The following is a 26,060-nucleotide window of genomic DNA, read 5'->3' as shown; positions in this document are numbered from 1 at the left end:
CCCGCGGCGTCACGCGGTCGGCTGGTGGACGATGCGGCCGTGACGCGTGGTCACCCGGGCAGCCACCGTCGGACGCGGCGGATGAGGTCCCCGGTGTCGACCGGTTTGGTGACGTAGTCGTTGGCGCCCGAGGCGAGGCTCTTCTCCTGGTCGCCCGGCATGGCCTTCGCGGTCACGGCGATGATGGGCAGGTCCGCGTACCGGGGCATGGCGCGGATCTCCGTGGTGGCGGCGTAGCCGTCCATCTCCGGCATCATCACGTCCATCAGGACCATGCAGATGTCGGGGTGCGCGAGCAGCATCTCGATGCCCTTGCGGCCGTTGTCGGCGTGCAGGACCTGGAAGCCGTGCAGTTCCAGCACCCCGCTGAGGGCGAAGAGGTTGCGGGCGTCGTCGTCGACCACCAGGATCGTCCGGCCCAGGAAGGCGTCGTCCACGACCTGCGCGGCCGGTGGGTGCGGCTCCTCAGCGCGCACCAGCGACAGCACGTCGCCGGGCTGTTCGGCCGACAGGTGCAGCGTGATGCGCTCGCGCAGCTCGTCCAGGCTGGCCAGGAAGTCCAGTGGCCGGTCACCGGCGAGGGCCCGCAGCCCCTGCTCCTGGGCCAGGTCCACCCGGTGCCCGGTGTGGACCAGGACGGGCACGCTGGCCAGCGCCGAATCGCCGCGCATGGCCTCCAGGAAGCCCGCACCCTCCTGGCCGGGCATGCCGAGTTCCAGGACGACACAGTGGCAGGCCTGCGCCGCCAGGGTGCTCGCCGCCTCCTGCGCCCCGACCGCGGTGATGATGTCGATCGCCCCGTGCGGATCGTCGGGGCGCTGCGCGATGTCCGCCACGGCCCGCTCGGCGACCAGGGTGAGCAGCCCGCGCGGCCGCTCCTCGATCACCAGCAGCCGCCGCCTGCGCGGCTCGGCGGCCGACGCGGGAGCGGGCAGCGCACGGGGCGCCGGCAGCTCCTCGGCGCCGGTCTCGTCGTGCGGCTGTTCCACCGCCCGGCCCCCGGCCTCCAGGAGGTCCTCGAAGTCGGCGCGGGCGACGGGCAGATACAGCGTGAAGGTGCTGCCCTGCCCCGGCGTGCTGTCGACCGTGACGGCACCGCCGAGCAGGTGCGCGATCTCCCGGGTGATGGACAGACCGAGTCCGGTGCCGCCGTACTTGCGGCTGGTGGTGCCGTCGGCCTGCTGGAACGCGCCGAAGATCGTCTCCAGCTGCTGCTGGGGGATGCCGATGCCGGTGTCGACGACCCGGAACGCCACCACCGGCCCACCGCGGTGGACGCCCGGCGGCACCTCCGCGTCGGCGGCGGGTTCGATCCGCAGCCGCACACCGCCCTCCTCGGTGAACTTGACCGCGTTCGACAGCAGGTTGCGCAGGATCTGGCGCAGCCGGGAGTCGTCGGTGAGCAGGTCGGCAGGGGTGCCCGGGGCGGTGGCCACCGCGAAGTCCAGGCTCTTCTGGGACGTCATCGGCCGGAACGTCACCTCGACGTACTCCAGCAGCCGGCTCAGCGGGACCCGCTCGGGGGCGACGTCCATCTTGCCGGCCTCCACCTTGGACAGGTCGAGGATGTCGTTGATCAGCTGCAGCAGGTCCGAGCCCGCCGAGTGGATGATGCCCGCGTACTCGACCTGTTTGGGCGTGAGGTTGCGCGACGGGTTCTGCGCCAGCAACTGGGCGAGGATCAGCAGGCTGTTGAGCGGCGTGCGCAGCTCGTGGCTCATGTTGGCCAGGAACTCCGACTTGTACTTCGAGGCCAGCGCCAGCTGCTGCGCCCGGGTCTCCAGCTCCTGCCGGGCCTGCTCGATCTGGAGGTTCTTCGCCTCGATGTCGCGGTTCTGCTCGGCCAGCAGGGACGCCTTCTCCTCCAGCTCCGCGTTGGAGCGCTGCAGTTCCTCCTGCTGCACCTGCAACTCCTCCGACCGGGACTGCAGTTCGGCGGTCAGGCGCTGGGACTCCTCCAGCAGTTCGTCGGTGCGGGCGTTGGCCACGATGGTGTTGAGGTTGACGCCGATGGTCGGCATCAGCTGCGCCAGGAAGTCCTGGTGGATCTGGGTGAAACGGGTCAGCGAGGCCAGTTCGATGACGCCCAGGACCTGCTCCTCGACCACGATGGGCAGCACCACCAGGGCGCGGGGCAGCGCCTGCCCGAGGCCGGAGGAGATGGTGACGTACCCCTCCGGAAGCTCGTCCACGGAGACGGGGCGCCGGTTGCGCGCCGCCTGCCCGACCAGGGAGCGGCCGACCGGGATCCGGGTCGGCCGCTCCGCGTCGTCCGGAGCCCCGTACGAGCCGACGAGCCGCAGCTCGTGCCCGCGCTGGGTGTCCTCCGCCAGGTAGAACGCGCCGTACTGGGCCGACACCAGGGGCGTCAGCTCGTCCATGATCAGCTCGGCCACCGCGGGCAGCTCGCGGTGGCCCTGCATCAGGCCGGAGATACGGGCGAGGTTGGTCTTGAGCCAGTCCTGCTCCTGGTTGGCCCGGGTGGTCTCGCGCAGGGACCCCACCATGGCGTTGATGTTGTCCTTGAGCTCCGCGACCTCGCCGGAGGCCTCCACGGTGATCGAGCGGGTCAGGTCCCCCTCGGCGACGGCGCTGGCGACCTCCGCGATCGCGCGGACCTGCCGGGTGAGGTTCCCGGCCAGCTCGTTGACGTTCTCCGTCAGCCGCTTCCAGGTGCCCTCGACGCCCTCCACCTCGGCCTGGCCGCCGAGGCGGCCCTCGCTGCCGACCTCGCGGGCGACGCGGGTGACCTCGGCGGCGAACGAGGAGAGCTGGTCGACCATCGTGTTGATGGTGGTCTTCAGCTCCAGGATCTCGCCCCGCGCGTCCACGTCGATCTTCTTCGACAGGTCGCCGCCCGCCACCGCGGTCGTCACCAGGGCGATGTTGCGCACCTGCCCGGTGAGGTTGTTGGCCATCGAGTTGACGTTGTCCGTCAGGTCCTTCCAGGTGCCGGCCACGTTCGGCACGTGCGCCTGCCCGCCGAGGCGGCCCTCGGTGCCCACCTCGCGCGCCACCCGGGTGACCTCGTCGGCGAACGCCGACAGCGTGTCGACCATGGTGTTGATGACGTCCGCCAGCGCGGCGACCTCGCCCTTGGCCTCGACGGTGATCTTCTGCGAGAGGTCGCCGCGCGCCACGGCCGTGGCGACCTGGGCGATCGAGCGGACCTGCCCGGTCAGGTTGGACGCCATCACGTTGACGTTGTCCGTGAGGTCCTTCCAGGTCCCCGACACGCCCCGCGCGATCGCCTGCCCGCCGAGATTGCCCTCGGTGCCGACCTCCCGTGCCACCCGGGTGACCTCGTCGGCGAAGGCGGAGAGCTGGTCGACCATGGTGTTGATGGTGTTCTTGAGTTCGAGGATCTCGCCGCGGGCGTCGACGGTGATCTTCTGGGAGAGGTCGCCCTGCGCGACCGCGGTGGCCACCTGGGCGACGTTGCGGACCTGCGCGGTGAGGTTGCCCGCCATGAAGTTCACGGAGTCCGTCAGGTCGCGCCAGGTGCCCTTGACGCCCTTCACGTCGGCCTGGCCGCCGAGGCGGCCCTCGGTGCCGACCTCGCGGGCGACGCGGGTGACCTCGTCGGCGAAGGCGGAGAGCTGGTCGACCATGGTGTTGATGGTGTTCTTGAGTTCGAGGATCTCGCCGCGGGCGTCGACGGTGATCTTCTGGGAGAGGTCGCCCTGCGCGACCGCGGTCGTCACCTGGGCGATGTTGCGGACCTGGGAGGTGAGATTCCCGGCCATGAAATTGACCGAATCCGTGAGGTCGCGCCAGACCCCGCCGACCCCGGGCACCTGCGCCTGGCCGCCGAGGCGCCCTTCGCTGCCGACCTCGCGGGCGACGCGGGTGACCTCGTCGGCGAAGGCGGAGAGCTGGTCGACCATCGTGTTGACGGTCTCCTTCAACTGCAGGATCTCGCCGCGCGCGGGCACGTCGATCTTCTGGGACAGGTCGCCCTTGGCCACCGCCGTCGCCACCTGGGCGATGTCACGGACCTGCGTGGTGAGGTTGCCCGCCATGGCGTTGACCGACTCGGTCAGGTCCGCCCAGGTGCCGGAGACCCCGGGCACCTCGGCCTGCCCGCCCAGCGTGCCCTCGGTGCCCACCTCGCGGGCGACCCGTGTCACCTCCGAGGTGAACAGGGACAACTGGTCGACCATGCCGTTGAACACGGTGGCGATGTCGCCGAGCAGGCCCGTTCCGTCGGACGGCAGGCGGGTGCCGAAGTCGCCGTCGCGTACCGCCGTCAGCCCGGCGAGCAGTTGCCGCAGCTCCTGCTCGCCCGGGCCCCGCACCTGGGCGTCCATCGACGTGACTGCCATGCCCACCCTCGTTCCGCTTCGCAGGATCCCCACCCCGAGGACCCGGAGCCAGGCCGGTGCCGTGCGGCGCCACCACCAGTGGCGACGCCGCGTTCGACGGCTCCGGCCGACGGGAAATCGATCGCAGACTAACTCAGTTGTCGTGCGGCAACAAAAGGTCGGCGCGAAAGCCCTGGCCCGCCGAAAAACCCAGGAAACAGGCGGCATGGCAAGGTCGCGTCGGGGAACCCGGGCGGTTTTGTCGGCGGTGGATCCGGTCCCCGCCGCGACCGCGGTGGCCGCCGGTCACGACGCCCCGGCGTCACGCCGCGAGGGCCTCCTCGACGGTCCGGTGACAGGGGGCCACGGTGTCGAGTCCCACCAGTTGCACGGTGCGCAGGACCGGGCCGTGGACGCCCGCCAGGCGCAGCCATCCCTGCGCGGCCCGGGTGGCGTGGTGGGCGGCGACGAGCGCGTTGACGCCGCTGGAATCCATGAAGCCGACCCCGCTGAGATCGACGACGACCCGGGGGCCGGTGGTGGGGTCGGCCGGAGGCATCGCCCGTGTCAGCGCGCCCACACTCTGGTAGTCGATCTCTCCGCGCAGGGCGAGCACGGCGATGCCGTCCACGTCTGCGCGGACCACGGCCAACTGCCCTCGTTCCACTGCTTCCTGGTTGTCTGCCACTTCCGTCCTCTGTGCCCTCGGTCCGGGTCGAGCCCCCTTCCTGTAGCCAACGCTGCCCCGGATCCCCGCGGTGATGCACCCGATGTCCCGACCGACTTCCCACGGCACGGGAATACCGTCGGCAGGGCCGGGTAGACGCGCGCCCATGAACGGGGTATCGCATGTCAGTGGCAGGGCGGAGCCTGTCCCGCCCGAGGAGTGTTCCCGGATGCCGGAAGCCGCGCCCGCCGACGTCACCATCGCCCTGGACGGGGCGGACGGCTGTATCGCCAGTGCGCGGGGCCGGACGCTGGACTTCCTGACCAGGGCCCAGTCCGTGCACGGGCTGCCGGTCACCTCCCGCACCATGGACCTGGCACAGCTGGTGGTCAGCGAACTGGTCACCAACGCGCTGAAGTACGCGCCCGGACCGGTGCTGCTGCACCTGCGCGTCGTCGACGGCATGGTGGAGGCCGAGGTCTGGGACACCGATCCCACGCTGCCGCTGGCCCGGGCCGCCGACACCGGACGGGTGGGCCAGCACGGTCTGGAGATCGTGCTGGCGGTGGTCCAGGGCTTCGAGGCGCGACGTGAGCCGGTGGGCAAGTGCGTCACCGCCCGGCTCGCGCTCTTCGACGATCCGCTGCTGGGTTTCGGGCAGCCGACCCGTGGCGGCGGCCGGACGGCCGGGAAACGGGGGGAATGAAGTGCCGGGACGGGGGCAGGCGGGCCGCTGCGTGATCCACGCGAACTGTTGACAGGCAGGAGGCTTGCGATGCTCATGGCACACCCCGCCGTGCTGACGGACCTGATCGAGCAGTACGAGACACTGCGCACCCTGCATGCGGACGAGGGCGACGAGGCCGTACGCCGGCGGATGGCCGACATCGCCTACACGCTGTGTGTGGCGACCGGTACCAGTGACGTCGACGCCGCGCTCGTCGTGGCGCGGTACCGCCTGCCCGGTGCCCGCGTCGAGGACGACTCCCTGCTCTCGGCCTGACCGCGGACGACCGGGCGCCCGGCCCGCCCGGCGACTCGTGCAGATGCTGTGCAGGCCGAGGGGGGCAGGGGGCAGCGGGGCTTGTCTTGCCGTCGGTCGGGTACCGCGAGGGAAAAAGGTGGTACCTGCATGGACAGGCGGGCGATGTCTGAAGGCGATGCCTCGTGACTGGTCTCAGTGATGGTTCCAGGGACGGCCCGTCGGGCGGGCCGTCGGACGGCCTCATGGCTCTGGCCGTGTCGATGGCCGACGCCGTGGAGAGCCTGACGGCCCTGTGGTCGGTCGCCGCGCAGGGTGCGCGGGTGCGTCTGTCGCCGCACCAGTTGCGCGCCCTGCGGATCATGGAGGGGGAACCGGGGCTCAACCTCACCGCGCTGGCCGTGCGGATGGACATCGGGCTGCCCGCCGCCAGCCGGCTCTGCGACCGGCTGGCGGCGGCCGGTCTCCTGGAGCGGGAGCTGCATCCGCGCAACCGGCGCGCGGTGCGGCTGCACCTGACGAGACCGGGCCGGCAGGCCCTCGACGAGGTGGCATGGCGCAGGTCGCGCAGACTGGCCGCCGCGCTCGGTGCCATGGAGCCGGCCGAACTCGAGGCCCTCGGGCGAGGGCTCCGGGGGTTTCTCGCCGCACAGGACGACAGGCCGGGAGAAGAGGACGGAACCGGACCCTGACGTGCGCGGGGTCACGGCGGTCCCAGAGGCTGACCCGGGCCGCCGGAGGGCGCCGTGCGCGCCGGTGCCGACCGCGGCGACCGCGGCGACCGCGGCGACCGCGGCGACCGCGCCGACCGCGCTGAAGAGGTCGTACAAGAGGACGTACACCGGCGCCGCCGCCCTCCGGCGTCGGCCGGGGGCCGGCAGCGGAGCGCACGCCGCCTCACGTCACGACGGCTGACGTCCTCGCCAGTCCAGGCATACGACCAACGCGTCGTCGTCCGCCACGGCGGCATCGCCGCGATGACCCGCCAGCTCGCGCAGAATGGCGCGCGGCACCTCGGCGGCGGGCAGCAGCCGAGTGGAGTGGATGGCCCGGGCGAGCGCCCGCTCGCCGTACGTCTCGCCCTTGGGCGAGTGCACCGCGTGGACGCCGTCGCTGACGAAGATGAGCCGGTCCCCGGGCTCGGCGGCGAAGTCCTGCGCCACGTAGTCCGTCTCCTCGAACATGCCCAGCGGCAGCTGGGCCTCGAAGGGCACGCGCTCGACGGTGCCGCCGCGCAGCCGCAACAGCTGAGGGGAGCCGGCGTCCACCACGCTGGCCCGGCCGGTCGCCAGGTCGAGGTCCAGCATCAGGACGGACAGGTAGCGCCGGCCCCGGTAGTGGGCGTAGACGGCCTGGTCGGCCAGGGCCGCCTGGTCCTCGATGGCGATTCCGGCACGCCGCGCGTTGCGCAGGGCGCTGACGGCGAGGTTGGTCAGCAGGGCCGCCTCTATGCCCTCGCCCATGCCGTTCGTGACGTACACCATCAGCCGGTCGGAGGTGGCGGACCAGTCGAAGTTGTCCCCGTAGACGGCGTAGGCCGGCTCCAGCTGGCAGGCCAGGTCGTACTCGGGCCGGGAACAGGAGCGGCCGGGCAGCAGGTGCCACTGCATCTCCGCGGCCAGGGTGAGCCGGTCCTTGCGCCGGGCCTGGAGGTACAGGTCCGTGTCGCGCTCGGCCACCACCACCTCGTGTGCCAGCGCGTCGGCGATCTCGGCGAGTTCCGAGACGTGGTCGGATGCCGCCTCGCTGCCCCGCAGTGTCACGGACAGCACGCCGAGCCGGTCGCCGCGCACGCTCACCGGCAGATGGACACGGGCCGGCCGGCCCCGGCCGTCCTCGCAGTAGGGCGTCTGGGAGCCGAAGGCCCGGCCGGCCGCGCTGCCGTGCACCGGGACCGGCTCCAGGTTGTGCGGCGCCACCGACACCGGCTGAAGCACCGTCAGGCCGTAGTCGGCCATGAACAGCTCGACGTCCGCCGCGTCGTATCGCTCGGTCAGCACGACGCGGACCGCGTCCAGCAGTTCGTGGGGAGCCGCTGTGCGCAGAGCGCGTTCAGCGGTTTCGAATCTGTTCACGATGGGGGGTGCACCATTCTTTCTCCTGACAACGTGCGGGCCCGGCTGCGGCGCCGGGCTCCGGGAAGAGCCGCGTCTGTCGTCCCGAGGTGTCCGTGGCCGGTGGCCGCTGCTAGTACGCTGAGAGGCACCCCAGTGCCTGCGAGAGTGTGACCGTGACTGCCTTCCGCCGCCGCCCAGAGCCCGAAGAGGTCGCACGCGTGACCACGCGGGCCGTCGAGCTGCTGGAGGTCGTCTGGGGGCGGGCCTCGACCGCGCCCACCTCCGCCTCCCAGCTGCGCGTGCTGCACATCCTCGAGCACCACGACGGCATCAACCTGCGCACCCTCGCCGAGTTCCTCGCCTCCACTCCGCCGTCGACGAGCCGACTCTGTGACCGGCTCCAGGCCGCGGGGTTCGTCGAGCGCATGGTGAGCCCGGAGGACCGGCGCGAGGTACGGCTCCATCTCAGCGCCCGGGGGCGCTTCTTCCTCGCCGATCTGCGCGCCCGCCGGGAGAGCGAGTTGCAGAAGGTGCTGGCCGACATGCCCGCGGCCAAGCGTGTTGCCCTGCTGGAGGGCCTGGAGGCGTTCTGTGCCACCGCGGCCACGCAGATACACGACGAGGCTCCGGACTCCGACAGCCGGACCGCCTGAAGAACCTTCACGGCACCGGTGCCACCACCGCTTCACGACGGTGGCGGACGGTGCCCGGAGCGGTCTCCGTCCACCGGATCATTCCAGGTCCTTCCCCGTGTACGTCCGACGCGGCTACTCTGTTGCCTCATGGCTATTGTTGTCAAACGGCAACTGTTCTTCGGATTGCCCTCACACCTTTCGGCTGCCTTTCCTCGGCACGGTCCGCGGAGACCGTGCGGTACGTCTCGAACGCCGGAGACCCGGAAGTGATCGCAAGCACGTCCCGGCCCGTGGCCCGGACGCACGGTGCGCCCGACGGCCGTGTTTCCACGGCGGCCGTGCCGGCGCTGCACGCACCGTCTTCGGACGGTCGCGTCCGCCTGCCGGCGAACCGGCAGCCATCCGTGTACCCGCGGAGCGGGAGTGCATGACGATCGTCGCCCCGTCCGTGGCGGCGCCCGGGGAAAACGGCCCGGACGTCCGGGCCGTTCCCACCCGTCCCGCTGGGACCGGCGACGTGAGGATGGCGCCATGCACCCGGCTCCCCACCTGAGCGTGCACATCGACCGCCGTGAGCAGATCTTCGTGCTCACCGTGCGAGGCGAGGTCGACTACGACCACGCCGGTGACTTCGAGCGGGCCTGGGAGGCCGCCGACCGGGCGGCGATGCCCGTCACGGCGGTGGACCTCGCCGCGGTCACCTTCGCCGACAGCATGCTGCTCAACGCGCTCATCCGGGCCCGCCACCGCCACCAGGCCGACGGCAGGTCCCTCGTGCTGGTCGGCCCCCTGCGGGCCGCCGTCAGCCGGCTCCTGGAGATCAGTGGCACCGCGGAGCTGTTCACCGTCACGGACGCCCGTCCCGGCCGGGACGGCGCGGACCCGTCATGAAGGAAGCCGTCATGAAGGAAGCCGGCACGGGTACCTGAACCGGGGATCACCAGCACAGGGTGTGATCGCACGACACGGACGAAACCTGCCCGGAGACATGCTCATGGCCGTCCCGACCAGGAAGCAGGAAGCGGATGAAGGAGCTCTCGGGCGACCGGGGCGGTGCAGTGTGGCCTGGGGCGGAGCCTGCGCGTCCATGGCCGAGGCGCGACACGCGGTACGCGCCTTTCTGGCCCGTCAGGGACTCCGTCCCGACCACCGGACGAGCCAGGACGCCCAGCTCGTGGTCAGTGAACTCGTCACCAACGCGATCCGGCACGCTCCCGGCCCGGGTGAGCTGGTGGTGGAGCTGGAGCCCGCCGCGGGACACCTGGTGATCGCCGTCCGCGACACCTCCCCGTCCCCGCCCGCCCCGCACGAGGGCGACCCGGCGCGCCCGGGCGGCCACGGCCTGCGTCTGGTCGCACGGCTGTGCAGCCAGGTGTGGACCGTTCCCGCACCACCGGGAAAGCGGGTCGTGGCCCTCCTGGACCTGCGCGGAAACGGGTGACGCAGCGGCCGCCCCCGCGCGCCCGCCGGGCAACCGGCTTTTCGGGGTGGGCCGGCCATGGTCGGCTGCCCTCGGCCGGGTTGTGATCCGAGTGCTGCGATAAAATGCGACCAGGTATCCGGCCCCGCCGGACCCTGCTCGATCAGCAGGAGATCCACGTCAGAAGTGCCGGAGGACGGTTGTCCCTCCCGCGTTCTGTTTCCCTGTAGGTCGGCTCTCATGGACCTCAACACCATCACCGAAGTGATCCGGCGACCGCCCGAGCGGCCAGGCGCGGAGTGGCACGAGGGTGACGCCTGGCTCGCGGGCGGGACATGGCTCTATTCCACGGAACAGCCGGACCTGCGACGGCTGATCGACCTGACGGCGTTGCGTTGGGAGCCCCTGGTCCTGACGGACGAGGGGCTGGAGATCAGCGCCACCTGCACCATCCGCGACCTGTACGCCTTCCCGTGGCCGAAGGGCTGGACCGCCGGAATCCTCTTCCGGAAGAGCTGTGAGGCGTTCCTGTCCTCGTTCAAGGTCTGGAACGCGGCGACCGTCGGCGGAAACATCTGTATGTCCTTGCCCGCCGGCCCGATGATCACGCTGACGGTCGCGCTGGAGGCGCGGTACGAACTGTGGGCGCCCGACGGCTCCGTGCGCTTCGTCGACGCCGTCGACTTCGTCACCGGCGACCACCGCAACGTCCTCACCCCCGGGGAGCTCCTCCGGCGCGTCACCCTCCCCGAGCGCGCGCTGCGCGGACGCACCGCGCACCGTCGCTTCACGCTGACCCGGCTCGGCCGTTCGACGGTGTTCCTCGTCGGCACGCAACGGCCGGGAGCGGGTGACCTGGCGCTCACCGTCACGGCCGGCACCACACGGCCGGTCCGCATCGTGTTCGGCTCCCTGCCCGACGCCCGGACCCTGCGGCAGACCATCGACGCCGTACCGCCCGACGTCTGGTTCGCCGATCCCAACGGAACCCCCGACCACCGCAGGCATCTGACCCGGCACTTCGCCGAAGAGATCCGCCGTGAACTCACGGCTGGGGACCCGCCATGACCTACCTCGTGAACGGACGGACATTCGACCGGGAGCCGGCCCCCGGCCAGTGCCTGCGCACCTTCCTGCGCGAACTCGGCCACTTCGGCGTCAAGAAGGGCTGCGACGCCGGCGACTGCGGCGCCTGCACGGTGTGGCTGGACGGCACCCCCGTGCACAGCTGCATCACCCCCGCGTTCCGCGCGGAGGACCGTGAGGTGACCACGATCGAGGGCCTCGGAAGGCCCGGCGCCCCGCATCCGATGCAACGGCGGTTCGAGGACGCCCCCGGCTTCCAGTGCGGCTTCTGCACCGCAGGGATGATCATGACGTCGGCGGCCCTCACCGAGGACCAGAAGGCGGACCTGCCCCGCGCGCTGAAGGGCAACCTGTGCCGTTGCACGGGATACCGGGCGATCGAGGACGCCGTGAAAGGCGTCGCAGCGGTCGAGACGGCAGCCCCGGGCAAGGCCGTCGGGACGAGCGTCGGCGCGCCCGCGGGCCACGACGTGGTGACGGGGCACGCCGAGTTCACCATGGACACGCACATCGACGGCATGCTGCACCTCAAGGTGCTCCACTCACCCCACGCGCACGCCCGGATCCTCTCGATCGACAGGCGCGCTGCCCTCGCGGTGCCCGGTGTGCACCGGGTCTACACCTGGGAGGACGTACCCCGCAGACGCTTCACCACGGCGATCCACACCGACCACCTGGTCGACCCGGACGACACCCGCGTCCTCGACGACACGGTCCGCTTCGCCGGGCAGCGCGTCGCCGCGGTCCTGGCGGACACGGTCGGCGCGGCGGAGGAGGGCTGCCGGCGTCTGACGGTCGCGTACGAGGTGCTGCCGGCGGTGTTCGACCCGGAGGCGGCGATGGCCGACGGCGCTCCCCGGCTGCACGGCTCCCAGGATCCGTTCGTCCGCGACCCCGCCCACAACATCCTGCTCGAACTCCACTCGCACATCGGCGACGTCGACGCCGGATTCGCCGCGGCCGACGTGGTCCACGAAGGCACGTACGTCTCACCGCGGGTACAGCACGCGCACCTGGAGACCCACGGCTCGATCGCCTGGATGCAGGACGGCCGGCTGAACGTCCGCACCAGTTCGCAGTCGCCGTCGATCGCGAAGGTCAAACTGGCGTACCTGTTCGCGCTGCGCCCGGACCGGCTGAGAGTGTTCTGCAAGCGTGTCGGCGGCGGGTTCGGCGGCAAGCAGGAGGTGATCACCGAGGACCTGGTCGCGCTCGCCACCCTGGACACGGGGCGGCCCACCTGCCTCGAGTTCACCCGTGAGGAGGAGTTCACCACGGCCTCGCCCCGGCATCCGATGACGCTCACGGTCAAGCTCGGCGCGAAGTCGGACGGAACGCTCACCGCCGTCCAGGTGCGCAACGTGTCGAACACCGGCGCCTACGGCAACCACGGCGGCGAGACGCTGTACGCGGGCGGGGCCGCCGTCATGATCTACCGCTGCCCCAACAAGAAGTACGACGCGTACTCCGTCTACACGAACACCGTGCCGAGCGGGGCGCTGCGCGGCTACGGCATGACACAGCCGGCGTTCGCCGTGGAGTCGGCGATGGACGAACTGGCCCGCGCCCTGCACATCGACCCCCTGGAGCTGCGCCGACGCAACATCGTGCGGCCGGGTGAGCCCCTGGTCGCCCTGCACGACGGCCCCGACGACGTGATCTTCACCGAGGACGGACTGGCCACGTGTCTCGACCTGGTGGGCGCCGCCCTGGCCCGTACGGCGGACCGGCCGCCTCCCGGCCCGGAGTGGCTCGTCGGAGCCGGCGTGGCGAGTTCCCTGCACGAGACCGCGCCCCCGACGGAACACCTCTCCGAGGCCTGGGTCACCCTGGGCGACGACCTCGTCTACGAACTGGCCGTCGGCACCGTCGAGTTCGGGGAGGGAACCGCCACGGCGCATGTCCAGATCGCGGCCGCCCAGCTGGGCACGACGCCGTCCCGGATCCGTCTGGTGCAGTCCGACACCGACCGCACCGGATTCGACACCGGAGCCTTCGCGAGCGCGGGCCTCTTCGTGGCGGGCAACGCCGTGCTACGGGCGGCCGGCGCCGTGCGCGACCGCATCCTGGAATTCGCGGCAGCCTGCACGGGCGTGCACGTGGTGATGTGCGCGATGGACGACGACGGTGTCGTCTGCGGCGACCGGCGGGTGCCGCTGGCCGAACTCGTCGCGCTGGCCCGGACGCGTGGCATCCGTTTCACCGCCGCACGCAAGGCGTACGGCTCGCCCCGGAGCGTCACCTCCAACACGCAGGGGTTCCGGGTGGCCGTGCACCGGGTGACGGGCGAGATCCGGATCCTGTACAGCGTGCAGGCGGCGGACGCCGGGGTGATCATCAACCCGGCGCAGGTCCGGGGCCAGATCGAGGGCGGTGTCGCCCAGGGAATCGGCTTCGCGCTGACCGAGAACCATCAGGTCGACGACAACGGCGTCATGGTCAACCCGAACCTCCGGAACTACCGCATCCCCGCCTACGCCGACGTCCCGCGCACCGAGGTCCTCCTGGTCGGCTCGGCGGACTCGGTGGGGCCCATGCGGTCCAAAGGGATGGCGGAGTGCTGCATCAACCCGGTGGCCCCCGCGCTCGCGAACGCGGTACAGGACGCGACGGGCGTCCGCTACCGGGCGCTGCCGCTGACTCCGGAACGCATTTACGGCCGACTCCCCGCGGAGCAGTCGGTATCGGCAGGTTGAGCCGCATGAACACCGAACAGAACGTAGCCGCCGCGGCGACGGCGATCATCGGTCAGAAGGTCCTGCCCGGGATGGACCGGGAGTTCGAGTCGTGGCAGGAGCGCCTCAACGCCGCGGCCGCCTGCTACCCCGGTTTCCTCGGCGCCGAGATCTCCCCGCCGACACCGCTGCAACCCGAGTGGGTCGTCGTGTACCGGTTCGACTCGGTGGCGCATCTGCAGGCGTGGATCAACAGCGGGACCAGACAGGCGTATCTCGACGCCGGTGCCCGGTACTTCGACGGCCCGGCGACCCAGCAGGTGGTCAGCAGCGGCACCCGGTCACTGGATCCGCTGGTCACCGTGGTGGTCACCCACCGCGTCCCCCCGGACCAGGTCGACGACTTCCTCGCCTGGCAGCAGCACATGGTCCAGGAGGAGAGCAGGTTCGAGGGGTTCCGCGGGACCGAACTCTTCCGCCCCGTCGAGGGGCTCCAGGAGGAATGGACCACGCTGTACTGCTACGACAGCGCCGAGCACCTCGACGCCTGGCTGACGTCGCCCCAGCGGCGGGAGGCCCTGGCCGAGGGCGAGAAGTTCAGCGACTACAGCCTCCGTACGATCGACAACTCGTTCGGCAGCTGGTTCGCCTTCGGGGACAACGGCAGGGAGACACCGCCGCCGCCCTCCGAGACCAGGACCTCCCTCGCCATCTGGGTCGGCCTGTACCCGACCGTCGTGCTGCTGACGCTCGCGCTGTCCCCCCTGCACCTGCGGCTCTGGATCGGCCTGCTCGTGGGCAACCTGCTGTCGAGTTTCATCATGAGCTTCCTGACCATGCCCTACTACGTGAACCCGCTGCTCGGGCGCTGGCTGCGGCCACCCGCGGACGAACCGCCGGCCAGGACCAACCTCCGCGGCCTCGCTGTCGTCGCTGCGGCGATGGTCTTCTGGGCCGCCGTCGTCTACCTCGTCACGGTCCGGTGGTGGACCCTGCCCTGACCGGTGCCTGCCGACCGGACGCGCGAAGCGAGGTGGCTCCGGCGACCGCCCTTGATCATCGCCGCCGTGGCAGCGGAGATCCCGGCCGCCTCGGCTTCTCTCCACCCTGGCCACCAGAGCGGCTTCTTCGGTTGGCGTGGCCCGTCTGCACGCCGTCGCCCGCCTGCGTGACACGCACCTTCGGCATCGCGACGGTGACCAAGCGGGCCGGGCGCGAAGTCGACCGTATCGGGCACACGGACGACAGGATCGTTCTCCCCGTCTCGCCGGAGCGCGTGATCGTATGGGAGCGCGCAGGGGGCCAGGCCTGAACGTGGCGGAACCCGATGTCGCTCCGCGCCGACACCGCGAACGAGCACCCCCGCGCCGGGACAAGGCCCGACAGCTCGCCGTCCCGGTCGACTTTCAACGGCACTCCGAGGTAGGGCAGTGAATCCGACCGTCAACGAACCCATGGCCGATGTACGAGACATGTACATGGCCCACACCGCGCTGCGCCGCGAGTTCCGCCTGCTTCCGCAGCTGATCCGGGACGTCGCTCCGGGCGACACCGTGCGCGCCGACGTCATAGGCGCACATGCGGAACTCCTGTGCCGCATCCTCCACACCCATCACGAAGGCGAGGACATGCTGCTGTGGCCCAGGCTCCTCCGGCGTGGTGGCGAGGAGGTCGCGTCCATCGTCCCCGCGATGCAGGAGCAGCACCGGGCCATCGACCAGGCCCACGCCGAGGCAGTCGGGCTGCTGCCCGCCTGGCGCTCCACCGGGGAGGGCGGCGAGGTGCTGACCCATGCCTTCGAACTGCTGCTGACCGTGCTCCTGGAGCACATGGCAAGGGAGGAGAACCAGATCCTGCCGCTGTGTGAGAAGTATGTGACCGCCGCGGAGTGGAAAGAACTGGGCGAGCACGGCATGGCCGCATCCCCGAAAAGGGACCTGCCCCTGGCATTCGGCATGGCCATGTACGAGGGGGACCCCGCCGTCGTCCAGGCGGTACTCGCCCACGCGCCGCTGCCCGTGCGGCTGCTGGTTCCCATTCTGGGCCGCCGGCGCTACGCCGCCCACGCAAAGCGCGTCCACGGCACGCCCACACCGGCACGGTTCGGCGCCCATGCCTGAGGCCGGCCACGCACGACCGGCCTCCTGTCACCGGCTCAGCTTGCCGCCGTCCTCCACGGGCCGTTCAGTCCGCGCAGGGGCTCGGCCGGGGAAGCCATGGGGAGGTGAGGGATCCGCCGGCTGTGCCTCGGTCAGGGGAAGGTGCGCTCGCAGAGTCGTACCCTGTCCCGCGGGGCTGTGGAGGTCGAGTATCCCGCCGAGGGCCCTCGTCCGGTCGGTGAGACCGACCAGCCCCGAGCCGCTCTCCGGTGCGGCGCCTCCGACGCCGTCGTCGTGAACGGACAGGCACAGGAGGCCGTGGCCGGTCCTCGCGCAGACCTGGACGTAGGATGCGTGGGCATGCTTCGCGGTGTTGGTCAGCGCCTCGGAGACCACGTAGTAGGCCGCCACCTCGATCGGCTCGGGCAGCCTCCGCGGAACATCCACATCGAGTTCCACCGGAACCGGTGAGCGACGGGCCAGAGCCCTGAGTGCGGGGGCCAGACCTCCCCGGGTGAGGACTGCCGGATGAATGCCACGGGAGAGCTCGTGCAGGTCGTCCAGTACCCCTTTGAGGGCTTCGGCGGCCCCGGAGATCCTGGTCCTCAGTTCCCGTTGGTCCGCAGGGACCGTGCGCTCGGCCACCTGCAATTCCAGCAGAAGCGCCACCAACCGCTGCTGGGTGCCGTCGTGCAGATCACGTTCGATGCTGCGCCGTGCCTGGTCGGTGGCCGCGAGAATCCTGGAGCGTGACGTGGACAGTTCCGCATGGCCTTGTTGCAGCGAGTCGGCCATGCGATTGAAGCTGCGCTCCAGGAGCCCGATCTCACCGACCGCTGTTTCCGGTGTACGGGCGGTCAGGTCCCCGTTGGCGAGCTGGTCGGCCATGGCGGCAGTTCGGCGCACGGGATGCACGATTGCCCTGATGACGTAGCCCGCGACCCCGATGGTGGTCACCACCGATCCGGTCAGGCCGGCGATGGTGGCGGCGACAGCCTGGTCGGTGGGCGTCGCGGCATGTTCCTCCCTTTTCTTGGCCATGTTCTGCTCGGTGGCCACGATGTCGTGAAACCCGTCCAGAATTACCTGGAAACGGCGGTTGTCCGCTCCGTTCAGGGCGGACCGCTCTCTCGGGGAACTGTCGTACTTCGCGGCGTTCGCCAAAGACGTGGAGTATTCCTTGATGTATGCGGTGCACCTGTTCTGGATCCACTCCGCCCGGGCCAGCTGTCCAGGGTCGCCTTCGGTCAGGCGTTTCAGCGCGTCGGCCTCTTTGGGGAAGGCGGCCACAGAATTCTGCCAGCGCTCGACGTACTGCGGCTGCCTGGTCAGGGCATAGCTGTGCAAGTCCGTCTCGAAGTCGAGCACCTGTTGCTCCACCTGGCTTGCCACTATGCGCACTTCCTCTGACTTCTGTGCCAGCTGGTGGATGGCGCGCAGGTCGGTAACCGAGTGCAACAGGATGGCGAAAGCCGTGCAGAGGGGGAGCACGAGGAGGCTGCTCGCGACGATCAAGCGGCGTACGACGCCCTTGTTCCCGCCGGCTTTCCTGGGTTGGGAGGCGAGTGGATGCACTGATACCTCCCTGTCGAAGAGACAGGTGTTGCACGAACCTCTTACAGCGTGCTCGCTGGACGAGGCTCAAGGACAATGTTGAACATGAGGTCAGGAAGCTCGAGGTCCGGCGTCGGCGGCCGGCCGAGCGAGGGCGGACCGGCCATGACGCACCTGCGCGTCGTCCTCGCCGAGGACGATGTCCTCCTTCGCGAAGGTCTGGCCAGCCTGCTGCAGCGCGCGGGCTGCACGGTGCTGGGGAAGGCCGCAGACGCCGTCCAGTTGCTCGACCTGGTACGGAGAGTCACGCCGGATCTGGTGATACTGGACATCCGGATGCCGCCCGGACAGGCGACCGAAGGTCTGGACGCAGCGCGCACCATCCGGCAGGAGTTCCCTGACATGGGCATTTTGGTCCTCTCGGCGTATGTCGAGGTGGAGAACGCGTTGGAACTCCTCGACCGCGGGCACGGTATCGGTTACCTGCTCAAGAGCCGCGTCAGTGACGTCCAGGATTTCCTGGAAGCGATGCAGCGGATCGCCAGGGGTGGATCGGCGCTGGATCCTGCCCTGGTGCAGGAACTGGTGTCCGCCCGTCGTAGGGAGGATCCGCTGGCCGCACTCAGCACCCGGGAACGCGAGGTGCTGGAGTTGATGGCCGAGGGGCGCTCCAATGCCGGTATCGCCCGCCGGTTGTGGGTCGCCGAAGGAACGGTGGAGAAACATGTACGCAATATCCTGGCGAAGCTGAACCTGCCGGAAACGGAGTACGACCACCGTCGTGTGCGGGCGGTCATCACCTTTCTGGAGGCCAGATGATCGAACTGTCATGGTGATCCTCGTTCGCTGCGGCGAGCAGGGCGCGAATGGCATTGCCCGACAAAGCGGTTTTCGCCAGGAAGCCGGCTGCGGCACTCTCCTCGATCATGCCTGCGTATTCGTCCTCGGCGTGGACCGAAATCAAAATGACCAGCGGGGGAGATGGGCCGGTCTCGAGTCGCATTCGGCCGGCCAGTTCCAGACCGCACTCGCCACCCAGATCGATGTCGACCAGCACCACGTCCGGCTTGAGTTGCTCAGCCTGCCGCAATGCCTGAGCGCTGTCGGATGCCATGCCCACGACTTCTATGCCCTGGCCCTTGAGCAGACAGTGCGCGGCTCGGAGGAAGTCGGGACAGTCATCGACGATCATGCAACGCATCATGTATCCAGACTCCCGGAGGGTGTTCGCTGCCCGACGCCGACTGCGTGGCTGAGCAGCGAGGAACTCGACGTCGCGGCGCAGCCGAAGCGGGTCCACGAGCGCCGCCTCCGAGTCCCCCTGCCGGAATCCCGTACGGCACGGCTGGTCCTGTCTCTCGAAGGCGGACGACGCAGCGGCTGACGGTGGCGAAGCCGGTCGGAGCGTGGGAGTTGCCGCCGGGTGCACGGACCGGCGCCGGTTCGCCGTGAGCGTGGGTCGGGCGTTGCCGGCCGAGGGCATGACGGTCCGGCAGGCGACGGCACATCCCCGCATGGCCGGCCAGTGCAGGTACGCAGAGCCGGGTCGGCCTCAGGCATGGGTGCCATGCCGTGCTCGCTGCGTGTGCGCTCGAATCACTGCCTTACCTCGGAGTGCCGTTCAAAGTCGACCGGGAGGTGCCTGGAAGCGAACTCTCGGGTCAACAGCCGCGCTTCCGGCTATCAGTCCGTCAATTCCACCACAGGGAAGGCGAAAGGAGGGAGAACGATCCTGCTCTGTGCGTGCACGATACTGGCGGCTTCCTGCCTGGTGGTGCTGGCAGGAAAGAGCGGATGGGTGCTGACTGCCATGACGACGGCGTGACTTTGTCCATAGCTTTGACGTGTTCGTAGATGCCTCACTCGTAGAGGAGAAAGTACGTGCCAGCCGTCTGTACCGTCTTTGTCGGAACTCGGCCGATTGTGGTGACCGCCGCCGGTGAATTGGACGTCGCCAGCGCTGCCCACACCGAGGCGATCTTCACCGCCGCAAGCAGCGGCACCCGTCCCGAGGTCGTCATCGACCTGAGGCAGGTCACCTTCCTGGACTGCGCAGGAGCACGTCCTCTGACCACCGCCGCCCGCCGCATCCATGAGGCCGGGGGCCGGCTGACGCTGCTAGCCGATCACCCGATGGTCGTCAAAGTGCTGCGCTTCAACCAGCTGATTCCTCATAGCGCGTCGTCGACAGGCGACGCCGACCCGGCTCACCATCCACCCGCATACCCCCCGGCACCGCGTCTCTGCGACCACCGCTGCCGACCGATGGCGGAGGAATGCTGACCGAGTCGCTCGTCACTGCCGGGCCGCCGCAGCGGCCCGGCGGAAAGCCGTGAACGTCAGGTCATTGCGTATCGCGCCCGGGGGAAGTCCCGAACATTCTTCGGTAGTCCCGGTGGAACTGGGACGGGCTTTCGTAGCCGACGCGGTGAGCGATCGCCGTGACGTTCCCCGTGCGGGCCCACAGAAGCGTACGGGCGGTTTGCAGACGTATCGTCTTCTGAAACTGGATCGGTGTGGCCGACGTCGCTGCGCGAAAGTGCCGGTGGAACGAGGACGTACTCATGCCGGACAGGCGGGCGAGGTCGGTGACGTTGAGCGGTTCGTGATAGTGCTGGCGGATCCAGTCGATGGCCCGGGCGATGTGTGCGACGCTGCTGTTGGCCAGGCCGATCTGCCGTATGACGCCGCCTTGGTTTCCGGTGATCAGCCGCCAGAGGATCTCGCGTTGGTATGCCGGGCCGAGAACTCGCAGGTCGTCGGGGCAGCGAGCGGCTCGCAGCAGTCGTACGACGGGGTCGAGCAGCTTTGCCGTGGCGTCCGTGACGAAGAATTCCCTGTCGGTGGGGGGCGTGCCCGCCTCGTCCGTCTCGAGCAGCAGCGACGCGATGGCCTGCGGTCGGAGGTCCATGATGAAGATCGTGAGCGGTTCGTCATGGTCTGCCTGGACGACCTGGCTGGTCGACGGCAGGTCGAGCGAGGCGATCACGTACTTCCCGGCGCCGTACTCGTACGGTTGGCCGTTGAACACTGTGCGCATGGTGCCCTGAGCCACGATCGCCAGGGTGGGCCCGGGCACGGGGGCAACGACCGGCGGAGTAGGTTCGTTCACGACCGCAACGGCCACGCCGTCGACAACCGTGGCGCTGCGGCCGCCGTCTCCCACGTGTTCAAGGATCAGCGTGCGCAGCTCCTGCAGAAGCTCCATCCTCAACCTCCGAACGCGACGAGGCTCAGCACAGGGCTAGGCGCCCAAGGGCGCAGAGGTGGTGTGATGGTCGCTGGGGGCTTGTTCCGGCGTCGGAAGTTCTTCTTCCGCCCAGACGGTCTTGCCGTGGGAATGGTGGCGTATGCCCCAGCGCCTGGTGAGCTGAGCGACGATGAACAGCCCCCGACCGCTCTCGTCGAAGGTGCGGGCTCGCCGCAGATGCGGGGAGGTGCTGCTGCCGTCGGAGACCTCGCAGGTCAATCCGGCGCCGTGTCGGATCAGGCGCAGTCGGACAGGAGGGTGAGCATGGCGGATCGCGTTGGTGACGAGCTCGCTGGCGACGAGCTCCATGGTGGGTGCGGCCTGTTCAAGTCCCCACGCGGCGAGCTTCCCTGAGACGTGCTGACGAGCTTGCGAGACGGCCGCGAGATCGGTTGAGAGCTCCCAGGCACCGACGTTGCTGCCGTCGAAGGCATGTGTGCGGGCCGCGAGTACGTCGGCCTGGACGTAACCCCCACCGGATACGAGGGCGTCGAGGGCGCGGTGGCAGAGGGCGTCCAGGCTGCGCTGACATCCGGCAACCGCCTCGGGCCACGCAGTCCCACCGGTCCAGCCTGCCGGTTCAGGTGTCCCGGGGGTGTGCGCGTACAGCAGGAGCACACTGCCTTCGGGGAGCGCGACCTCGGCGGCCTCCGCGGGCGGTCGGGCATGTCCGAGCGGCAGGCCGACAGGGATCTCCACGGTGGTGGCCGGGCCGTCGGGCCTGATCACGGTCGGCGCGGGATACCCGGCACTGGCGAGGGTGCAGCGCGCGGAGACGGGGTCGTAGACGGCATACAGACAATGGGCGGTGGTACCGGCTGCGCTCGCGTCGCGCCCGACCACGTCGTGCTGGGGCCGCAGCCGGGTCAGTACATCCTCCAGGTGGGTGAGGAGTTCCTCCGGTTGCAGGTCGATGTCGGCCAGTGTGCGTACCGCGGAGCGGAGTTCGGCGGCGATCGCGGGCGTGTGACTCCCGTGGTCGGTGACGGATCCCGCGACCAGCGCGACCCGGGCGCCTGGCAGTGGTATGACGTCGAGCCAGTGGGCTCTGGGCCTGGCTGTGCTGTTGTCGGCCATGCCGGAACCGGCGAGCTCCACCGCCGCGGGCTGCGGCAGCGGGGACGGTGGCCGGTCCGTCACCGAGAACGGAAGCGCGTCGCCGGGTGCGCCGTCCGCGGTGTGCCTCGCCTCTGAGGTGATTGCTGGACTGTCGACGCTCACCACGGCCTGTTCCGCCCGGACGCAGTGCCGGCGTTGCAGGCGCAGGCGGGTCCGGCAGATCACAAGGCTCAGGCCGAAGGACAGCGCCGCGGCGGAGATCACGACCGCACGGCCTCCTTCGGAGACCCCGTGGATCGCCAAGCCGTAGACGGCCCCACTGGCCACCAGCGTCGCGCCCCCGATGAAGAGGGTCCGGCGAACGGGGAGCAGGGCGGCGGCCACGAGGGGGACCAGCACCGAGTAGTCGGACCAGCGGACCAAGCCACCGGTGGAGACGCCCAATTGGACCGCGCATATGGCGCTCAGGTAGATGACGAGCAGCGAGCTCGGCCGGCACAGTAGACGTCGTGCAGTGGCCATCCTTGTCACTGTCCCTTCATGGTTGGTCTCTGGTGTGACGCACAGGGCTCTGTCGTCCGCGCCGGCCTGATGCGGATCACGCGGCGGCCTCCGGGGAACGAGACGAGTGGGCAGGGCAGTGGACGGCCACCATGGCGAGGTCGTCGTCCAGGTGTCGGCCCGCATAGGTGCTGAGATCCTGGCCGATGTGCTGCAGGAGGCTGTGCGGGCAGCACCAGGTCCACGTGGCAGCACGCTCGAGGACGGGGTAGAACGTCCCGGTGGCGTCGCGGGCCTCGACGAGTCCGTCGGTGTAGAGCAACAAGGTGTCGCCTGGAAAGAACGCGAACGTGTCGAGGGGGAATGCCTCGGCGGTGCTTCCGGCCAGTCCGAGTGGCGGAGCAGGCCGGTTCGCACACAGGAGGGTCACCCCGCCGCGTTGCCTGAGCAGCGGCGGAGGGTGTCCGCAGCTCACGATCCTGACGGTGTCTTCTGCGTCGGGAAGTTCGACCAGCAGAGCGGTGATGAAGCGCTCGGCACTGTGGGGGTCCCTCTCGCTCATTGCGGCCAGGTGTCTGCGGACGCTGCGTTCCAGGGAGGCCGCCAGCTTCGGGAGTGTCCCGTGCTCATGGGCTGCCTCGCGGAAGGCACCGAGCAGGGCGGAGGCGTCCTCGACAGCCGGCAAACCCTTGCCGCGGACGTCGCCTATGAGAAAGCGGGTCGTATGGCCGCTGCGGACGGCCGCGTACAGGTCGCCGCCCACCAGGGCGTGCGCGGTGGCCGCCCGGTACATGCACGCGATGCGCAGAGGACCCAATGTGCGCGGGATGGGCCGCAACAGAACCCGCTGGGCCGCCTCGGACACAGCGCGCACCTGGGTGAGTTCTCTCAGATCGCGATCGCGCATTGCGCGAGCGGCGACGGCGGAGCCCGAGACCGCCAGCAGAGCGCCGATGTGTATGGGCAGCAACGGCGAACGCACCAGACCGTCGTGCCAGTCGATGAGGACCGCTGCCGCACTGGCGGTGAGCGCCATGGCGACCGTGAAGCGTATCCGCGCGACCGCCGCGGTGCAGGTGGGGGCCGCTACGAGCAGCGGTGAGAGATGAATGGCCAGGGGGGCGAAGGACGCCGCCAGGGTGATCGCGGCGATCAGCAGGAGAGGAAGCGCCAGATACGCTCGCGTGCCCTCGGCCGTGGGCCGACCGTGCCCTGCGAGGCGGGGTCGGAGGCGGCTTCGCCACCGCTGTCCGACTCCTTCGGGCAGGAGGCTGTCAGGGCCAGGCACTGAGACATCGCGAGCAAAGAATTTCATGGGTGATCCTGCGAGGGGCGATCTCGTGAGCGCCTGGATTCGGCGTGCCGGCCGTCCGTAGGCGGTGATCACGTTCTGCGCCTGGTCACGTCCGGTACGCCACGGCGGAAACCGTCCCCGTCCTTACTGTTTGCTTGACGCCTTCTTACCGTATGGCGGTAATCCATTTCCGCTATGCGGAGTCCAATGTGCGCCGGACGCAGGGCCGGGTCAAGTGGGGACGCCGCACATAGGCATTACGGAATTCGAACGTCGGCTACCTCGCCACCTCCGGGAGCCTCGGGGGCGGAGCTGTGCACGGTGATCCGGTCGAAGGCACGATGCTGCGCCGTTCCCCTTGCCGCGCCGGCCGAAGTGCCCTTCCGGGCGATCGCCATCCCGATGTAGCCTCCGAACATCGCCCTTGACCTGCAAAAAGCAGGCAGGGAGCAGTCAAACCGGGAGTATCTCCGTGCTTCGTACCATGTTCAAGTCCAAGATCCACCGCGCCACCGTCACCCAGGCCGACCTGCACTACGTGGGATCCGTGACCATCGACGCCGACCTCCTCGACGCCGCCGACCTGCTGCCCGGGGAGCTGGTCCACATCGTCGACATCACCAACGGCGCCCGGCTGGAGACGTACGTCATCGAGGGCGAGCGGGGCTCCGGGGTCGTCGGGATCAACGGGGCGGCCGCCCATCTCGTCCACCCCGGCGACCTGGTGATCATCATCAGCTACGCTCAGGTCACCGACGCCGAGGCGCGTACGCTTCGGCCGCGGGTCGTGCACGTCGACCACGGCAACCGGGTCGTGGCCCTCGGCGCCGACCCGTCCGAGCCGGTACCGGGCTCGGACCAGCAGCGCAGCCCGCAGGCCGTGCCGGCCTGACCGAAGGACCAGGAGGGCGACATGAGCGACATCGAGATCCGCGACGACCGGGCGGCCGGCCGTCTGGAGGCGGTCGCCGGCGACGAAGTCGTCGGCCACATCGAGTACTTCGTCCTGGAGTCGCCCTCCCGGGCCCTCGTGCCCGTCCACACCATCGTGGAGCCGGAGCACGAGGGGAAGGGCATCGCGGGCTCCCTCGCCCGCGAGCTGTACGCGATCTCCGAGCGCGAGGAGACCCCGGTGGCCCCGCTCTGCCCGTACGTCGTCAGGTGGGCCGAGCGCCACCCCGACGTGGCCCCGGCACCGGACCCCGAACTGCTGCGCGCGGCCAAGGAATGGCTGGTCGCCCACCCCGGCCGTTTCTGAGGGCCCGCACGTGCTCGCCCTCCTCCACACCTCACCCCTCCACGTCCCCGTCTTCGACGCCCTGCGCGACGAGCACCACCCGGGCCTGGAGCTACGTCACTCCGTGGTCCCGGACCTCCTGGCCCGGGCCCGCCGGGAGGGCCCCGAAGCGGTGGCCGGGGACGTCGCCGCGGCCCTCCACCGAGCAGCGGCGAACGACGGCGTGCGGGCCGTCCTCTGCACCTGCTCGACGATCGGCGCGGTGGCGGAGCGGGCGGGCGGCGAGGTCGGCGTGCCGGTCGTCCGGGGCGACCGTCCGATGGCGGCTGCGGCGGTGGCGGCGGGCCCCCGCATCGCCGTCCTGGCGACGGTCGAGAGCACCCTGCCGCCCACTCTGGCCCTGCTCGACGACGAGGCCCGCCGCGCGGACCGCCCGATCCACGCCCGCGCCCAGGTCGTACCGGACGCCTGGACCCGCTTCGAGGCCGGAGACGTCGAGGGATGCGCCCGCCTGGTGGCAGCCGTGGCGGACGCCGTGACCGACGCCGACGTGATCGTCCTGGCCCAGGCCTCCATGACCTCGGCGGCGAGATTCACGACCACGGCGGTCCCGATGCTGTCCAGCCCCCGTCCGGGCCTGGCGGCGGCTGCGAGGAGTGCGCGGGCGTCGGTCGGGTAGGTGGCGCAGTAGACCCCCAGAGGTGACATCGAGCCACTGGCCGGAGGACACCATGACGAATCCACACCCAGCCCCCGCCCCAGACCCCCACCCTCCGGACCCCTACCCCAGCCCGGTCCCCACCCCCCAGCCACCCCCGGCCCCGGAACCGACCCCACCACCCCCGCCCCCCACCCCGACTCCGACCCCCCCACCCCCCGACCCGTCCCCGATCCCCCCGGGCCCAGAACCCACCCCCACCCCAGAACCGGGCCCACCCCTAACCTGAGCAAACCGCGCGGGGCGCGGGGAACCGCGCGAGAACCCACGACGCACCGGCACCCGACCGCCGGCCCCAGCCCGGCTCGGGGGCGCGGGGAACCGCGCGAGAACCCACGACGCACCGGCACCCGACGGTCAAGCTCGCCCCGATCCCAGGGGCGCGATGAACTGCGCGAGAACCCACGACGCGCCCGCACCCGACCGCCGGCCCCAGCCCGGCTCGGGGGCGCGGGGAACTGCGCGAGAACCCACGACGCACCGGCACCCGACGGTCAAGCTCGCCCCGATCCCAGGGGCGCG

Annotated in this window: 23 protein-coding genes; 15 read left to right on the top strand and 8 right to left on the bottom strand. The window is 70.3% G+C overall.

Going from position 1 to position 26,060, the window contains the following annotated elements; genetic code table 11:
* Window positions 1-50: 50 nt before the first annotated feature.
* Together ACFY0P_RS28065 and ACFY0P_RS28060 are read right to left on the bottom strand one after the other, a co-directional pair.
* Window positions 51-4,325 carry a HAMP domain-containing protein gene (locus tag ACFY0P_RS28065; protein ID WP_388918720.1) on the bottom strand — a complete coding sequence of 1,425 codons (4,275 nt, stop codon included), beginning with the start codon at window positions 4,323-4,325 and terminating at the stop codon, window positions 51-53.
* Between the two features lie 301 nt (window positions 4,326-4,626).
* Window positions 4,627-4,992: an STAS domain-containing protein gene (locus tag ACFY0P_RS28060; protein ID WP_388918717.1), complete on the bottom strand. Its 366-nt coding sequence runs from the start codon at window positions 4,990-4,992 to the stop codon at window positions 4,627-4,629.
* 208 nt (window positions 4,993-5,200) lie between these two features.
* Here ACFY0P_RS28060 and ACFY0P_RS28055 point away from each other — a divergent pair, with 208 nt between their 5' ends.
* The 3 genes from ACFY0P_RS28055 to ACFY0P_RS28045 all read left to right on the top strand — a co-directional run bounded on the left by ACFY0P_RS28055 (window position 5,201) and on the right by ACFY0P_RS28045 (window position 6,645).
* Window positions 5,201-5,677, top strand: a complete 477-nt coding sequence (locus ACFY0P_RS28055; protein WP_388918714.1) for an ATP-binding protein — start codon at window positions 5,201-5,203, stop codon at window positions 5,675-5,677.
* Between the two features lie 69 nt (window positions 5,678-5,746).
* Window positions 5,747-5,974: a DUF5133 domain-containing protein gene (locus ACFY0P_RS28050; RefSeq protein ID WP_388918711.1), complete on the top strand. Its 228-nt coding sequence runs from the start codon at window positions 5,747-5,749 to the stop codon at window positions 5,972-5,974.
* A gap of 224 nt (window positions 5,975-6,198) precedes the next feature.
* The gene (locus ACFY0P_RS28045) at window positions 6,199-6,645 is read left to right on the top strand and encodes a MarR family winged helix-turn-helix transcriptional regulator (RefSeq protein WP_388918708.1); all 447 of its coding nucleotides are present in this window, start codon (window positions 6,199-6,201) and stop codon (window positions 6,643-6,645) included.
* A gap of 210 nt (window positions 6,646-6,855) precedes the next feature.
* On the opposite strand, the gene ACFY0P_RS28040 is transcribed toward ACFY0P_RS28045, so the two are convergent.
* Window positions 6,856-8,028 (bottom strand): PP2C family protein-serine/threonine phosphatase, encoded by a 1,173-nt coding sequence (locus tag ACFY0P_RS28040; RefSeq protein WP_388918705.1) that lies wholly within the window; start codon window positions 8,026-8,028, stop codon window positions 6,856-6,858.
* A gap of 200 nt (window positions 8,029-8,228) precedes the next feature.
* On the opposite strand from ACFY0P_RS28040, the gene ACFY0P_RS28035 reads away from it, so the two are divergent.
* The 7 genes from ACFY0P_RS28035 (at window position 8,229) to ACFY0P_RS28005 (ending at window position 15,946) form a co-directional block, all read left to right on the top strand.
* Window positions 8,229-8,663, top strand: a complete 435-nt coding sequence (locus ACFY0P_RS28035) for a MarR family transcriptional regulator (RefSeq protein WP_388918702.1) — start codon at window positions 8,229-8,231, stop codon at window positions 8,661-8,663.
* A gap of 513 nt (window positions 8,664-9,176) precedes the next feature.
* Window positions 9,177-9,536 carry an STAS domain-containing protein gene (locus ACFY0P_RS28030; protein ID WP_388918699.1) on the top strand — a complete coding sequence of 120 codons (360 nt, stop codon included), beginning with the start codon at window positions 9,177-9,179 and terminating at the stop codon, window positions 9,534-9,536.
* A gap of 196 nt (window positions 9,537-9,732) precedes the next feature.
* A complete protein-coding gene (locus tag ACFY0P_RS28025) occupies window positions 9,733-10,086 on the top strand; it encodes an ATP-binding protein (protein ID WP_388918696.1) in 354 nt (117 codons plus the stop codon).
* Between the two features lie 219 nt (window positions 10,087-10,305).
* Entirely contained in the window at window positions 10,306-11,133 is an 828-nt protein-coding gene (locus ACFY0P_RS28020; protein WP_388918693.1) for an FAD binding domain-containing protein, read from the top strand.
* Window positions 11,130-13,847, top strand: a complete 2,718-nt coding sequence (locus ACFY0P_RS28015; RefSeq protein ID WP_388918690.1) for a molybdopterin-dependent oxidoreductase — start codon at window positions 11,130-11,132, stop codon at window positions 13,845-13,847. The genes ACFY0P_RS28020 and ACFY0P_RS28015 overlap by 4 nt, the downstream gene beginning before the upstream one ends.
* Before the next feature lie 5 nt (window positions 13,848-13,852).
* The gene (locus tag ACFY0P_RS28010; RefSeq protein ID WP_388918687.1) at window positions 13,853-14,827 is read left to right on the top strand and encodes an antibiotic biosynthesis monooxygenase; all 975 of its coding nucleotides are present in this window, start codon (window positions 13,853-13,855) and stop codon (window positions 14,825-14,827) included.
* A 453-nt stretch (window positions 14,828-15,280) separates the two neighbouring features.
* On the top strand, window positions 15,281-15,946 hold the full coding sequence (locus tag ACFY0P_RS28005) for a hemerythrin domain-containing protein (RefSeq protein WP_388918684.1): 666 nt from the start codon (window positions 15,281-15,283) through the stop codon (window positions 15,944-15,946).
* A gap of 27 nt (window positions 15,947-15,973) precedes the next feature.
* Here the strand turns inward: ACFY0P_RS28005 and ACFY0P_RS28000 are convergent, their stop codons facing one another.
* The gene (locus ACFY0P_RS28000) at window positions 15,974-17,500 is read right to left on the bottom strand and encodes a HAMP domain-containing protein (protein WP_388918681.1); all 1,527 of its coding nucleotides are present in this window, start codon (window positions 17,498-17,500) and stop codon (window positions 15,974-15,976) included.
* A 144-nt stretch (window positions 17,501-17,644) separates the two neighbouring features.
* Between ACFY0P_RS28000 and ACFY0P_RS27995 the strand changes: the two genes are divergently transcribed.
* The gene (locus ACFY0P_RS27995; RefSeq protein WP_388918678.1) at window positions 17,645-18,298 is read left to right on the top strand and encodes a response regulator; all 654 of its coding nucleotides are present in this window, start codon (window positions 17,645-17,647) and stop codon (window positions 18,296-18,298) included.
* Here the strand turns inward: ACFY0P_RS27995 and ACFY0P_RS27990 are convergent.
* Window positions 18,276-18,671, bottom strand: coding sequence for a response regulator transcription factor (locus tag ACFY0P_RS27990; RefSeq protein WP_388918676.1), 396 nt, complete (start codon window positions 18,669-18,671; stop codon window positions 18,276-18,278). The genes ACFY0P_RS27995 and ACFY0P_RS27990 overlap by 23 nt on opposite strands.
* Before the next feature lie 689 nt (window positions 18,672-19,360).
* Between ACFY0P_RS27990 and ACFY0P_RS27985 the strand changes: the two genes are divergently transcribed.
* Window positions 19,361-19,762 (top strand): STAS domain-containing protein, encoded by a 402-nt coding sequence (locus ACFY0P_RS27985; protein WP_388918673.1) that lies wholly within the window; start codon window positions 19,361-19,363, stop codon window positions 19,760-19,762.
* A 61-nt stretch (window positions 19,763-19,823) separates the two neighbouring features.
* Here ACFY0P_RS27985 and ACFY0P_RS27980 read toward each other — a convergent pair whose 3' ends face one another.
* The 3 genes from ACFY0P_RS27980 to ACFY0P_RS27970 all read right to left on the bottom strand — a co-directional run bounded on the left by ACFY0P_RS27980 (window position 19,824) and on the right by ACFY0P_RS27970 (window position 23,676).
* Window positions 19,824-20,687 (bottom strand): AraC family transcriptional regulator N-terminal domain-containing protein, encoded by an 864-nt coding sequence (locus ACFY0P_RS27980; RefSeq protein ID WP_388918670.1) that lies wholly within the window; start codon window positions 20,685-20,687, stop codon window positions 19,824-19,826.
* A gap of 36 nt (window positions 20,688-20,723) precedes the next feature.
* Window positions 20,724-22,310, bottom strand: a complete 1,587-nt coding sequence (locus tag ACFY0P_RS27975) for a SpoIIE family protein phosphatase (RefSeq protein ID WP_388918667.1) — start codon at window positions 22,308-22,310, stop codon at window positions 20,724-20,726.
* A 76-nt stretch (window positions 22,311-22,386) separates the two neighbouring features.
* The gene (locus ACFY0P_RS27970; protein ID WP_388918664.1) at window positions 22,387-23,676 is read right to left on the bottom strand and encodes a PP2C family protein-serine/threonine phosphatase; all 1,290 of its coding nucleotides are present in this window, start codon (window positions 23,674-23,676) and stop codon (window positions 22,387-22,389) included.
* A 379-nt stretch (window positions 23,677-24,055) separates the two neighbouring features.
* Between ACFY0P_RS27970 and panD the strand changes: the two genes are divergently transcribed.
* From panD to ACFY0P_RS27955, 3 genes are read left to right on the top strand one after another with little or no spacing between them, the layout of a single operon-like run.
* Complete coding sequence (gene panD / locus ACFY0P_RS27965; RefSeq protein ID WP_388918661.1) at window positions 24,056-24,475, top strand: aspartate 1-decarboxylase; 420 nt, start codon at window positions 24,056-24,058, stop codon at window positions 24,473-24,475.
* A gap of 21 nt (window positions 24,476-24,496) precedes the next feature.
* Window positions 24,497-24,841, top strand: a complete 345-nt coding sequence (locus ACFY0P_RS27960; protein WP_388918658.1) for a GNAT family N-acetyltransferase — start codon at window positions 24,497-24,499, stop codon at window positions 24,839-24,841.
* A gap of 10 nt (window positions 24,842-24,851) precedes the next feature.
* Complete coding sequence (locus ACFY0P_RS27955) at window positions 24,852-25,499, top strand: aspartate/glutamate racemase family protein (RefSeq protein WP_388918655.1); 648 nt, start codon at window positions 24,852-24,854, stop codon at window positions 25,497-25,499.
* Window positions 25,500-26,060 lie beyond the last annotated feature (561 nt).

Source organism: Streptomyces sp. NPDC001714 (genome assembly GCF_042892755.1).
Taxonomy (GTDB): domain Bacteria; phylum Actinomycetota; class Actinomycetes; order Streptomycetales; family Streptomycetaceae; genus Streptomyces.
The sequence above is the reverse complement of the archived record's forward strand: the minus strand, read 5'-3'. Positions and strand labels throughout refer to the sequence as shown.